Source organism: Thermosynechococcus sp. TG215, from assembly GCF_031583455.1.
Classification (GTDB): Bacteria; Cyanobacteriota; Cyanobacteriia; order Thermosynechococcales; family Thermosynechococcaceae; genus Thermosynechococcus.
In genome coordinates this window covers 1,446,525-1,459,681 of sequence record NZ_CP134178.1, presented here as the reverse complement: position 1 = coordinate 1,459,681, position 13,157 = coordinate 1,446,525, and the positions used below count along the sequence as shown (strand labels likewise).

General features: G+C 53.2%; 9 protein-coding genes and 1 tRNA gene. 4 read left to right on the top strand and 6 right to left on the bottom strand.

The features are described from left to right. Positions 1-11 precede the first annotated feature (11 nt). The 3 genes from RHJ02_RS07020 to RHJ02_RS07010 all read right to left on the bottom strand — a co-directional run bounded on the left by RHJ02_RS07020 (position 12) and on the right by RHJ02_RS07010 (position 2,843). Entirely contained in the window at positions 12-1,601 is a 1,590-nt protein-coding gene (locus RHJ02_RS07020) for a glycoside hydrolase family 57 protein (RefSeq protein ID WP_310800076.1), read from the bottom strand. A gap of 219 nt (positions 1,602-1,820) precedes the next feature. Continuing rightward, complete coding sequence (locus RHJ02_RS07015; RefSeq protein ID WP_310800075.1) at positions 1,821-2,759, bottom strand: cobalamin-binding protein; 939 nt, start codon at positions 2,757-2,759, stop codon at positions 1,821-1,823. 11 nt (positions 2,760-2,770) lie between these two features. After that, a tRNA-Phe gene (locus RHJ02_RS07010) sits at positions 2,771-2,843 on the bottom strand. A 169-nt stretch (positions 2,844-3,012) separates the two neighbouring features. Here RHJ02_RS07010 and RHJ02_RS07005 point away from each other — a divergent pair. The 3 genes from RHJ02_RS07005 to RHJ02_RS06995 all read left to right on the top strand — a co-directional run bounded on the left by RHJ02_RS07005 (position 3,013) and on the right by RHJ02_RS06995 (position 6,768). Further along, positions 3,013-4,647, top strand: coding sequence for an alpha-D-glucose phosphate-specific phosphoglucomutase (locus RHJ02_RS07005; protein WP_310800074.1), 1,635 nt, complete (start codon positions 3,013-3,015; stop codon positions 4,645-4,647). A gap of 5 nt (positions 4,648-4,652) precedes the next feature. Beyond that, positions 4,653-5,966, top strand: coding sequence for an exonuclease subunit SbcD (sbcD, locus tag RHJ02_RS07000; RefSeq protein WP_206199544.1), 1,314 nt, complete (start codon positions 4,653-4,655; stop codon positions 5,964-5,966). Positions 5,967-6,051: 85 nt separating this feature from the next. Continuing rightward, the gene (locus tag RHJ02_RS06995) at positions 6,052-6,768 is read left to right on the top strand and encodes a Uma2 family endonuclease (protein WP_206199543.1); all 717 of its coding nucleotides are present in this window, start codon (positions 6,052-6,054) and stop codon (positions 6,766-6,768) included. 163 nt (positions 6,769-6,931) lie between these two features. Here the strand turns inward: RHJ02_RS06995 and RHJ02_RS06990 are convergent, their stop codons facing one another. The 3 genes from RHJ02_RS06990 to RHJ02_RS06980 are packed head-to-tail and all read right to left on the bottom strand — an operon-like array spanning position 6,932 to position 11,977. Further along, the gene (locus RHJ02_RS06990) at positions 6,932-9,352 is read right to left on the bottom strand and encodes a CHAT domain-containing protein (protein ID WP_310800073.1); all 2,421 of its coding nucleotides are present in this window, start codon (positions 9,350-9,352) and stop codon (positions 6,932-6,934) included. 30 nt (positions 9,353-9,382) lie between these two features. Further along, positions 9,383-10,765 (bottom strand): DUF1822 family protein, encoded by a 1,383-nt coding sequence (locus RHJ02_RS06985; RefSeq protein WP_310800072.1) that lies wholly within the window; start codon positions 10,763-10,765, stop codon positions 9,383-9,385. 54 nt (positions 10,766-10,819) lie between these two features. Continuing rightward, positions 10,820-11,977 carry a sigma-70 family RNA polymerase sigma factor gene (locus RHJ02_RS06980; RefSeq protein ID WP_310800071.1) on the bottom strand — a complete coding sequence of 386 codons (1,158 nt, stop codon included), beginning with the start codon at positions 11,975-11,977 and terminating at the stop codon, positions 10,820-10,822. Between the two features lie 290 nt (positions 11,978-12,267). On the opposite strand from RHJ02_RS06980, the gene RHJ02_RS06975 reads away from it, so the two are divergent. Beyond that, positions 12,268-13,155, top strand: coding sequence for an MBL fold metallo-hydrolase (locus tag RHJ02_RS06975; RefSeq protein ID WP_206199539.1), 888 nt, complete (start codon positions 12,268-12,270; stop codon positions 13,153-13,155). Positions 13,156-13,157: the final 2 nt, after the last annotated feature.

The following is a 13,157-nucleotide window of genomic DNA, read 5'->3' as shown; positions in this document are numbered from 1 at the left end:
CACTGCTCCGACTACAAGGGGCGATAGACCCGATAGTTAATGTGGGGAAAGATATTGTCAATGGCTTCCACTTTTTCCAGCCAACCCGCATCAATTTTTTGTGCCTTGATGTCATCATAGAGCTTGTGGAAGCGCATCAAGTGGCTACGGGTGCGGCGAACCGCATAGGGTACCATCGTTCCCGTCCGCATAATAAAAGCCCAGTCTGAGGATTGGGCAAGGAGTAATTCCCGTGCCGCTTGGTTGAGGGCACGCCAACTCAGTTCATCCCACGGCTCCCCCTTGGCCAGTTCAATCATCCGTTCAGCGGCCTTATGGAGGTGGGGGTAAATCCAAGCATTGGTGTCATTCAGCCAGTATTCATGGAACCCCTTGTAGCCCCAACTGGACTGGGACGGACGGCACACCTGCTGGGTGGGATGGGCGCGCAAATAGTCTGCCAAGTGGGTCATGGCAAAGGTGTCTTGGTCAAACCACACTTTGCGGAAGAGAAAGTCAAGGAACCAAGGCCCTTCGTACCACCAGTGACCATAAAGTTCCGCATCGTAGGGAGAGACCACAATCGGCGGGCGCTGCATTAGGTGGTATAGGTAGCGAATTTGGTTTTCGCGGTTAAACATGAAATTGGCGGCGTGCTCGGCTGCTTTTTCCCGAGCCCAGTAGGGGTCATAGAGTTGCTTGTCCCCTAAACCAAGACCGCGCCCGGTAATTTTGTGGTACTTAATCCCCGTATTTTTGCGTTGGCCATTGGGCATGATGTAGGGCTTGATGTATTCGTACTCTGCTTCCCACCCCAAGTCCTTGTAGAACTCACGGTATTCAGGCGCCCCCGGATAGCCCACCTCCGATGACCACACCTGCTGTGAGGATTCATGATCACGGCCAAAGGCAGCCACCCCAGTTTCGGTGAAAATAGGCGCATAGGTGCCAAAGCGAGGCCGCGGACGGGCATAGAGAATACCATGGCCATCAGTAATGAAATAGCGCAAACCCGCATCGGCCAGCATTCGCTCTAGGCCTTCGTAATAGGCGCATTCTGGCAGCCAAATGCCCTTGGGCGGGCGGCCAAAGGTTTGTTCATAGTGCTCACAGGCCACTTGCAGTTGTGCCCACACCGCTTGGGGATACATTTTCATGAGGGGCAGGTAGCCGTGGGTGGCACCACAGGTAATGATTTCAAGGTTATTGGTGTCTTGAAACTGCTTAAAGGCCTTGATGAGGTCGCGATCGTAGTTTTCCCATGTCTGCCGTACGCGGTTGAATTCTTGGGCATAGTGCTCGGCAAGGTAGCGGATGTGGCCATTGTAGGTATTGCGCTCTACCTCTAGTTCTGCCAGTTCCTCTAGTTTTGCCAAGTGCTGATCGTAGCGTTCCTGAAGTAGCGGATCCCGCAGCATTGAAATTAATGGCGGCGTCATACTCATTGTGATTTTGAAGTCCACGCCGTCACGCTTTAGCCCCTCAAACATCCAGATCAGGGGCACATAGGTTTCGGTAATTGCCTCAAAGAGCCACTCTTCTTCTAAAACGTAGTCACTCTCGGGGTGGCGGACAAAGGGGAGGTGAGCATGCAAAACCAGCGCTAAATAACCAATTGCCATAGGAAGCTTGCCTATTTATGTATTTGGGACAACGGCAGGGGATCAATGAGATCAGTTGAGTTTCCCTCATCTTAGGCGAAATAGCCAAATCTGCAACGGGTAATTTTTATCTTTTCTTCAGATTTATCGTTGGTGCCATCCTCCTGTGATTGATGGCGCGTACAGCCGCCCTTTGCTGAAATAGGGAATAGGAAATCAAATCCTTGCCGGCACTGGCTTTCACAGCTGTGAGCGTGTGCCATCCTTGGGAAAAGGGCTGTAGGGTTGCCAACCCATGCCTTGAAATTTTGGTTCTTGGGGTGGGTGGAGAATCTCGACAAGAATTTCAAGGGAATCCACTAAGCGGGGGCCGGGGCGGTTGAAATAGGCGTTGCCATCAACAATGTACAGTTGACCTGTTTGCAGGGCACGCAATTGCTGCCATTGGGGATAAGTGTGCAAGGCTTGGTCAAGTTCTTGACGGCTGCGTTCGAGGTCAAAGCCACAGGGCATGACAATGATCACCTCCGGGTCGATCGCCAGAAGTGTTGACCACTCAATGTAGGGGGAATGTTTTCCTGCTGTACCGAGGACATTTTCGCCCCCCGCGAGGGCAATCAATTCCGGTACCCAATTGCCACTGGCCATGAGGGGGTCAATCCATTCAATGGTCGCGACTTGCCGCCGCGGGCGATCGCTCACCCCTGCTTGACAGGCATGAATTCTGGTGTGTAGCGAATTCAGTAGGGGGTCGGGAGAGACACCGAGGGCAAGACCCACCCGCCGAATATCCTGCCAGACATCCTCAAGGCAATGGGGTTGGAGGGAAATTAACTGCGGTGGTGGCTCAAAGAGTCTGGCGATCGCCCCCTGCACCTCTGCCAAGGTTACAGCACAAACATCGCATTGATCTTGGGTAATGATGTGGGTCGGTTTTAGTGCTTGCAGGGTCGCCAGTTCCAAGTCATAAATGCCCAGAGCCGATCGCAGGAGGTCTTGAACCGCCCGATCAATTGCTAAACTTGACTGCTGTGTATCTAACCTTGCCCGTGTACAAACAGGCAATGTCTTCACCTCTGGCGGATAGTCACATTCATGGCTACGCCCCACAAGAAACGGTGTCAATCCTAGGGCAGCAACAATTTCTGTGGCACTCGGTAGGAGCGAAACGAGGCGCATCTTGTCGGCGATGCCAGGAGCCAGAATTGAACTGGCGACACGAGGATTTTCAGTCCTCTGCTCTACCAACTGAGCTATCCCGGCTTGAAAGTGCTTCATGATTCTAGCAAGCGTCTAGGTGCGATGACAAGTCTCTCAGAAAATCAATTAGGGCAAAGGCATACTCTCGCATACTATATGGAAAGGTCTTGACCACGATTCTGGAGCCGACTAAGCTGCCCTTATAGTGACAGTCCCCTTGTGGAGCCTCCTAATGGGTATTCAAGTTGTTGCCACCACTCCCTTCAAGGATCAAAAACCCGGCACCTCTGGGTTGCGTAAGGCGGTACCTGTTTTCCAGCAGCCCCATTATCTGGAAAACTTTATCCAAGCGATTTTTGACACCATTGAGGCACCGCAGGGGCAAACCCTTGTCCTAGGGGGTGATGGCCGTTACTTCAATGCTGAGGCGATCCAAGTCATCCTCAAAATGGCTGCAGCCAATGGCTTTGCACGGGTCAAGGTGGGGCAAAATGGCATTCTCTCAACGCCAGCCGCCTCCTGTGTGATTCGCAAGTATGGGGCGATCGGTGGCATTATTCTCTCAGCCAGTCACAACCCCGCCGGTCCACAGGGAGATTTTGGCGTTAAGTTCAATATTGCCAATGGCGGCCCTGCGCCAGAGAAAGTGACCAACGCGATCTATGAGCGGAGCCTTGCCCTCACCAGCTACAAAATCTACACAGCCCCCGATGTCAATCTGCACACCCTTGGGGAGTTTCCCTTGGGTGAAATGATTGTTGAAGTCATTGACCCCGTCGCCGATTATCAAACATTGCTGGAGACTCTTTTTGACTTTGATTGTATTGCTGAGGTCATTCGCACCGGGAAGCTGCGCCTTGTCTTTGATGCCATGCACGCGGTTACGGGACCTTATGCCCATCGGATCATTGAAAAACGCCTAGGGGCACCCCAAGGCACGGTGCAAAATGGTGTGCCGCTACCGGACTTTGGTGGTGGTCATCCCGACCCCAATTTGGTCTATGCCCATGACTTGGTGCAGCAACTCTTTGGCGAGCAGGCTCCTGATTTTGGTGCGGCCTCCGATGGCGATGGCGATCGCAACATGATTTTAGGGGCTAATTGTTTTGTTACCCCTAGCGACAGCCTTGCGATTTTGGCCGCCAATGCCCAACTGGTGCCCGGCTACAAAGACGGATTAGCGGGGATTGCCCGTTCGATGCCCACGAGTCAAGCGGCCGATCGCGTTGCGGCCAAGCTGGGGATTGACTGTTATGAAACCCCCACGGGCTGGAAGTTCTTTGGCAACCTCCTCGATGCCGGTAAAGCCACTCTCTGCGGTGAGGAAAGTTTTGGTACTGGCTCCAACCACGTGCGCGAGAAAGATGGCCTCTGGGCTGTGCTTTTTTGGTTGAATATCTTGGCTGTCCGCCAAACCTCCGTGGCCGAGATTGTCAAAGCCCATTGGCAAACCTATGGCCGCAACTACTACTCCCGCCATGACTACGAAGGCATTGAGAGCGATCGCGCCCACACCCTGATGAGCCAACTGGAGCAAAAACTGCCCAGCTTCGTGGGTCAGACCTTGGGTGCCTACACCGTGGCCACTGCCGATAACTTTAGCTACACCGATCCAGTGGATCACAGCGTCAGCCAAAATCAAGGGATTCGGCTGATTTTTGAGGATGGCAGTCGCATTGTCTATCGCCTATCGGGAACGGGAACCCAAGGGGCAACACTACGGGTCTATTTGGAGCGCTTTGAACCCAATCCTGCCCAGCAGCACCTCGATGCCCAAGTAGCACTCGCCGATTTAATTCAACTGGCCAATGAAGTGGCGAATATCCAAGGCTTAACGGGGCGCGATCGCCCCACGGTCATCACCTGATCGCTATGAAAATTCTCCATGTGTCCGATATTCACCTGGGCAGTGGCCTCAGTCATGGCCACATTAACCCGGCCACCGGCTTGAATACGCGCCTTGAGGATTTTATTGCTGCTCTGGCCACCTGTATTGACCGTGCCCTCAGTGAACCCGTTGATCTGGTGCTCTTTGGCGGTGATGCCTTTCCCGATGCCACGCCACCCCCTCTCGTCCATGAAGCCTTTGCCAGCCAATTTCGCCGCTTGGCCGATGCCCGCATTCCCACGGTTTTGCTGGTGGGCAACCACGATCAGCACGCCCAAGGACAGGGGGGCGCCAGCCTCAGTCTTTATCGCACCCTTGGGGTGCCTGGTTTTATCGTGGGCGATCGCTTGGCTACCCATCGCATTGAAACTCGCCGGGGTAGTGTTCAAGTCATTACCCTCCCTTGGTTAACGCGATCTACGCTCCTCACTCGGCCAGAAACCAGTGGCCTTTCCCTTGCGGAGGTGCATCAACTGCTCCTAGAGCGGCTGCGCCTTGCCCTTGAGGGGGAAATTCGCCAACTTGATCCGGCCTTGCCCACTGTCTTACTGGCTCATGCCATGGTGGACACCGCCCAGTACGGCTCTGAACGCTATTTGAGTGCCGGCAAAGGTTTTACGATTCCCCTGAGTTTTTTGGCGCGCCCCTGTTTTGACTATGTTGCCCTTGGCCATGTGCATCGCCATCAAGTCCTGTGTCACGATCCACCCGTGGTCTATCCCGGCAGCATTGAGCGGGTGGATTTTGGTGAAGAGGGGGAAGAAAAGGGCTATGTCTTAGTGAACCTTGCTAAGGGCAAAACAGAATTTCAGTTTTGTCCCCTACCCACCCGCCCCTTCCGCACCATTCGTGTGGACTTAACCGAGCTGGAACTGGATCCCCAAGCCGCCCTCTTGGGGGCGATCGCCAGCGGGGAGATCAGCGGGGCTGTGGTGCGGGTCATGTATCAACTGCGCCCCGATCAAATTCCCCTGATCAACCTCCATGAGCTGCAAAAAGCACTAGAGAGTGCCCACAGCGTCAGCCTTCTGCCCCAACTAGTGAATAGCCAGCCCATTGCCCGCCTGCCAGAAGTTGCCCTCGAACAGTGCCTTGACCCCAGCCATGCCCTGCAACTCTATCTGGATCATCACCCTGACCTTGAACCGCTGCACCAAGATCTGCTAGCGGCACTCCAAACCCTTAATGGCCACTCTGAAGAAGAGAGTCAAGACACTCCAGAGATGCCGCGATCGCCTGAAGGGCGCGCTGCGCGAACGCCCGAACCTGTGATTCAGCAACTGAAATTGCTCTCCTAGCCTGAAGTTAAGCTTTGACTCAAGTCCGGTAGGCTAGGCTGGAGTTAGGCATTAAAAATTGTGTTTGAATTTGCGAGATTCAGCCATGACTCAGACTCCCGTTAGAAAGGTTACCTTTGCGGAGTTCCTTGATTATGATGCGGCAGATCATCGCATTGAATTAGAAAATGGCGAAATTATTACCATGCCAACCGGTAGCCCCCTACATATCGCAATTATCCGATTTTTATTCACCACGCTTGAAAACGAAATTAAGGGGAATCATTTACCCTTCGAAATTTTCCCCGGTGGCATTGGCGTGCGCACTGGCTTGCGAACATCACGGGAACCAGACTTATGCATTTTGCACCGCGAAGAATGGGACGCTCTGCGCAAACAAAATCCGCTTTCGGCGATCGTCGAACGCCCACCGCTTTTAGTGGTAGAAGTGGTTAGTCCGGGCAATGGGAATCGCGATCGCCCAAAGGGCGCGCTTCGCGATCGCGACTATCACACAAAACGTCGAGAGTATGCCGAAATGGGCATTCCTGAATATTGGATCGTTGACCCTGAAGAACAAAAGGTGGTGCTTTGCGTTGTAGTCGGTCAATCTTATCAGCTCACCGAATTGCAAGGACAATCCCTAATTCGATCAACGCTACTCCCGCAATTGGTGTTGAGGGCTGAGCAACTCTTCAACCTTGAGCACCCCCCAAAGCAGTGGTCACTTTTCTCAGAGGTTAGGGCGAAAGCCCATGGCTTGGAATCTGAGGGAGACAGGGCAAGAGGGTGCTCGGCATCTTGGGCAAACTTTTTCTTCTAGCTTGTTGACATTTTTTCTCATCTGCCTTAGGCTAAGTTTTAGTGTTCTCCTCTCTGAGGAATCGGCAGGCGGGGTCAGTCATTGCGACGACCCCATTTTTTCTTTAGTCGCTACGGTTGATCCTCAGAAAGCGCTCGATCTCCCGCCCCTTCGGGGAAGTTAACTATTGCCAAAGATTTGCAAGTTCTTGGTAGGGAATATGGCGGCTACAGTACCACAGCACGGTATAGGGAGCCATCAGGTAGGGTTCTTCTTGCGCCTTAAAAACCGCAATTTTCTGGCAAACCCACGGGATGACTGTAGTTGAGATGTAGGGAGTTAGGGGCTGCTGCAATTCATCGAGAGCCGCTAGGCCATAGTAAAAGCCGAGAATATCTTGGGTTTCCTGCGCCTTGACCAAGAGCGATCGCAGGGTCGCCAACACAAGGGGATGCTCAGGGGAAATGCGGTGAAGGGCCCGCACCGCCGCCATCAATGTTTCCAGATCGTAGGCCTGCTGCTCAATGATTAACTCAAGGGTGTCAATGGCTTGGGGATGATTCGGACTAACAATGCCAAGGGCGCCGGCAAGGGCAATCTGGTGGGACTGCACCGTGGCTAAGCCCAAATAGCGCTCTAGTCGGCCAACAACCTCCCACTGCCGCACCCCCGCTTGGTGTAAACAGCAACTGGCAAGGATCACATCCTCTAGGTATGAGGAGTTACGAAAAATTTCTAGGGCAACATTGCTAGCTTCAACCGCCCAACGGCCTTTTGCCGTAATCAGAACAGAGGCGATCGCCAGTTTCAGGCGGTTAGACTGTTGGGGATAATGGAGCAGCCGCTGTAAAAACTGCTGTAGGCGCTCTCCCGTGGTGCTGTCCCAAACGCTCCTGACCAGCTTGGCATCTAGCTCCTTGAGAAATTGCTGACACTCCGCTAATAGCTCTTCGCGCACTTGGGGCTTGGTGTCTTGGCGTAAGGTATCCTCTAAAACTTGAAACGCTGTACTGAGGTGGCTGACATTGGGATATTGCTGCGCAATTAAAAAAGCGGCACGGACACGGGGGAGACCCCGCTGCTCCACCACCAAGGATTCCAAGTAAGGCAGCAGCTGTTGGCTAGAGATCCGCGGTAGAAGTTGCCGAGCCTCAGCCTCTAGGGCAGGAAAGAAAAAGGCCAACTCCGCTTGAGGGGAAAAGCCACCGATAGTGCGTTCGAGGCCGCAGACCCAGTGGGCAACATTCGCAAGGGCATCTTGGTAGTTTTGCTGTGGCCTTTGGGGACTGCAACCCCCAGGAATTGCTGTCACCCAGCGACTAGGATCTTGGGCGTGGGGCAGGAGTTGCGCCAGTTCCAGTTGCCAGCGACACCAGTAGAGGAATGCGGGAAATTTAGAAACCCTTGGGGAGGAGCGATCGCCCCCAGACACACCAACTGTAACAGCAGGGGCTTCTGATCGGCGTAAATGGTGCCAGTGGGGGCAGCGCGCTTGGGGATGGCGGCAAATGAGGGGCAGGGCCGACGTTCCCGGCAGATACTCATCACAGCGACTCAGTTCGCGTAATTGCGATCGCGCTTGAGCTACAGCGGCATAGAGATCTGCACCGCCGTGAAAGTTCTGTAAAAAGTACTTCAAAAACAACTCAGCGGCAATATTCGGAACCGCTTCGCGCATCACGATCGCGTGGGGCAAGCCCAACTGAATCAAAAACTGTCCTAGGGGAATACTGTCGCAGGAATTAAAGATTGCCAGTTTTAGCCCCTGCGCCACTGCGGTTTTAAGCGTCTCATAAAGCCTGTAAATCTGTAATGGTTCCTCTTCATTGTTGATAATAATGCCATTACCCTGACTATGCCCAGCAAAAAAGAGAATGTCCCAGGGCTGACACCACAGGGAATAGAGTTCACTTAATTGGGGCGATCGCAGGCAGTGGAGTTCGACATTGGGTAACGCCCTGAGAGCCTCAAGATCCCCCTTGAGATCAAGGTCGCCACTCGCGCCAAAAATTGCCAGAATCCGTACTCCCTCATGGTGCGCTGTCGAAGACTTCAGGGACTGATACACCATTGGTGAAAACACCACATCCAGATTGCTGTGTTGGCGAATCGGTGTCCAGTCGTGCCATGGATAGTGCCACAGTTCAACAAAATCTGTCTGCACAGAAATGCGGTGAATCTCGTTCATCGGCGGCGGCAAGATAAAGTTGCCTAGGCCAAAAAATGAAGTCTGCTCCTTAGAAAGTGAAGTTTGCTCATTGATCTGTTCCTCGCAGAGATAACTGATGCGCGTATTGTGCAACCACGTGCCAAGGGTAGTCACAAGGTCAGTGTAGTTTTGCCGTACCTCTTTAAGGAGGGTGGGTTGCTGAGTACCAATGTTCGTAATCTGGTTACCGCTAGCCCCCAGACGAGTATTCTTCGCATAGCCGTGATAGGCGTCGCGCCACTGCCGATACCGGTGCGGAAGGTGAGGCATTGCTGGAAACTCTACAGGATACACCCCATAGGCATCCACTTGGCTTTCTGTCCCCAATAATAGGCGACCCTTGAAGGAATGCTGCTCAAGGCAACCCCCGTAGATTTCAAGACAGACGTGTTTCATCGCAGCGGCAATCAAAAAGAGCCAATGCAGCTAGACAACAAAAGTTTCCGTGATCTTAGCATCTCCATAGGCCAATGTGATGCCAAAAGTTTCGCCAATTTGTCCCCAAAACTTGTACTGCACCGCTTGATCCTGCTGCCGACTAGTGACTTGGGCAAAGGTATTGCCATTGGCCTCAGTAATCATCAAAACCAAGTCTGGGGGCAACGTTTCACCTACCTTGAGGGCAGTGACGCGCACAAGAATATTGGCAGACATCGTATCTCGCGGCAGTACGGCCATGACCAAGCCGAAGGACTGTCCGCCGAGGGCAAGACCCAAGTCCACGGCACGAGTTTTCCACACCCCTGCTTCTGGGGCAGTGGCATCTTGAGCGTGGAGATATTCTGCCGCCATCCAGCGCAATCCTTCATCGGCAGTGGTGGCAATCAGGTCTTTGAGGAGGGCAACCGCTTGGCGACAATCCTCCGTTTCCAAGGCTTGGCGTAATTGAGCTTGAGCTTGCATGGCTTCTAAGGTGTCATTGGAGCGCAATGCCCACTCTGGCGATGTCCAGCCCAGCTTCCAACTGATGTAGGGATTGAGCATTGCGCCCTCCGCCAGCAACTCCTGCGCCTCTTGCCACACTTGACCCAACAGGTTGCTCACGCCCTTGGTCTTGGCATAAAGCCAGAGACTCAGCCGCTGCGGATGACAGGCCAAAAAGAGATCAAGGCGATGGCGAGGTTGCCCAATGATGTGCAGCCATTCCTCTAGGGGCAACACCAAGCGGGGCAAGAGCATCTCACCACTGGCAATTTGCTGAAGCGTGGCTGTGGGAATCGCAGTTGCGGCAGGTGATGGAACAGGGATGTGATGGCAGGCCGGCAAGGCAGCGAGGAGGGGCACATCTTCGATCATGTCCTCGCGATCGAGGGTGTAGGTACGGCTCAAGGCATCAATGGCAGAACGATTCACACTGCTGCTTGGTGCATAGCCCCAGAGTCTGACCTGCGCTTCTTCGGCAAAGACTTGTACGCCCAAGATGTAATCGGGTTTCCAAGCGGCAATGTGCAACCATTCCTGAGGAATGCGGCACTCGTCAAGCTCTATAGAAGTATCAGGCACAATCAACACTTGACCAATGGCGGTCGTCAAGAGGGTGCCGTTGACAAACTCCCAGAAGATGGGCAGTTCGACGGTGGAGAGGAAGGGGTCGGCACTAATGCCCATTGCTGCGAACCAGTTACGTACGGCTACATAGGCCATCGCATTTATTCGCACACTGCCACGACGGTAAGCGCGGGCAGCCGCTGTGATCTGCTCAATCCACTGGCGATCGCCAGCATCTGCTAAATCAATGTGAACGTGTTCCGTGTGCGCCATCGGTGGCGCATCTATGGCAGTGAGAAACGAAAGTGATAGCGATGTCATGGTTCCTTACCTAAGTACAACAACTCCCAAAAGTTCATACCGTTTACAAAACAGTCAAGATGCACCCTCATAACGACAGTGTTCTGCCATACCTACCTGATCACACCGCTGACAAGACCCTGCTAACACCTTATAACCCTCCTTCAACCACAGGTTGACAGCCACTGTTGCCTCCTTAAGGCGTTGAGGATGCGTAGGTTGGTTAAGGCCGGCGAGTAGCGCTTTCACCAAATGACCACGAATCCGCTCTAGGGCACGAGACACTTGATATTGTTTTGCAAAGCCTAAGTGCTGGGCAATTGCTTGTTGGCTGACCTGCTCGCAATAGTACAGACAAAACACCTGACGACTAGTGTCATCCAGTGCTGCAATCGCATTTTTCATCATTTCAAAGACCCGTTTAAGGGTTTCCTGTTCTTCCTGTTTCAGGGTTGCTTCCCAAGGCGTATTTCCTCCTTCTAGGGTGTCCCAAAACCTTTGCTCAGCAGGATTCACCACCTGTGGTTGGCGATAAGCTCGCAAGGCAGCGATCGCTGTGCGGAGCAGGGTTTCAACTTCGCTAGGGGTTACAGCGGGGAGATCAGGACAACATTGACGATAGGTTTTAGCCACCTGAGCCAGCAGTGCCTGATCGGGAGCAGTGGTCTGATCCGCCAACTCCTGCCACAATTCGACAAGGGCACAGACTTGACGAACTCGATCTTCTGTGTATCCTTGGTTCCCCAAGGCTGAGGAGAGAGAACGCAGACCACTGTGTTTGAGTAGACCCCAATCTGATTTCCGAACCCCCACCAGCGCAGCATACACACCGTCATAGATACGGAGATAGGCATAGGTGGATAGCCGCGTACCCCGCTCGGGCTTAAATTTGCTCAATAACTTGAGGGGATCATTAGTGAGACAGCAAGCCTGCTGAAAACAGTCACTGACCTGATGCATCCCGCCCAGTTTCTCCCGCAGGGTCATGGCTACAGACCAACTAGTTTCTTGGAGATAGCAAAATAGACCCCGCTGCCAGTACTGGGCATCATCATGGTTCGGCTGACTCTGTAATTTTTGGAGGAGGAAGACAGCCGTCGACTCTGGCTCCTCGAGGTTGTACCCCGCTGCTGTGAAGTAGGCCTGTAGTTGGCGATCTCGATACCAGCGCGGGCGATCGGAACCGTCAAATCGGAGCAAAGCAATGAGTTTATCGCAGGGTTGGCGTGTCATCAATCGCTCTCACTAGATATCAATCAAAGGACAACCGTACGAAGAAACGTGACTGCCTGTTTTATTCACTCCTCATTATTCATCCATCCTCCTGTTACAACCCTCTATTCATTTATCCAATGGCGTTTTTACAAATATGCACTCACCTTGCAGATTTTAGAAAAAATTTTTCACCAACCTTCGTGGCGGCTAGCCCCCACTCTATCAACTCCTAGCGTCACAGGGGGAGGATGATCCATATCACAAGTCAAGCGTGTTTTCTGTGGCACACTACGATCAAGATTTGCGATATGCCCATGTTTAACCCACTCACCATTCGGTTTTGGGGCGTGCGCGGCAGTATTCCCTGTCCCGGTTCCCACACTGTCCGCTATGGCGGTAACACTCCCTGCGTGGAAATTCAAGCTAATGGTCAACGCATCATTTTTGACGGCGGTACGGGTTTACGGGTTCTGGGGGAGCACTTAATGAGTCAACATCCGGTGGCGGCACATTTATTCTTTACCCATACCCACTGGGATCATATTCAGGGTTTTCCCTTCTTTCAGCCCGCCTTTGTACCGGGGAATCAGTTCCATATCTACGCAGTGCCGGGGAAAAATGGTCAGGGCATTGAACGACGACTGAATGATCAAATGCTGCACCCCAACTTTCCTGTCCCGTTGCAGATTATGGGGGGAGATTTGCGTTTTTATGACTTGGAGGCGGGCGAACAGGTACACCTAGGCGGCGGTGTGGTGGTGAGTAATGAAGCCCTGAATCATCCGGGTGGGGGGGTGGGCTACCGTGTGAGTTGGCAGGGTATCCATGTGGCCTATATCACAGACACGGAGCATTTGCCTGATCAGCTGCATCCGGGGGCGTTTGCCTTGGCCGATCGCGCCGATGTGATGATCTACGATGCCACCTATACCGATGAAGAATACTATCACCCGCAGCAGAGCAAGGTGGGGTGGGGGCATTCCACATGGCAGGAGGCGGTTAAGCTTGCCCAAGCCGCCCAGGTCAAGCAACTGATTTTGTTTCACCATGACCCTAGCCATGATGATGACTGTCTAGATCGCATTGGTGAGTTGGCACGGGCACGATTTCCGCAGACGCTGCTGGCTCGCGAGGGGCTAATGATTTCCGTCTATCCAAATGTGATACACTTCCCGGCGACGCCTCAAGCAAGTTAGTC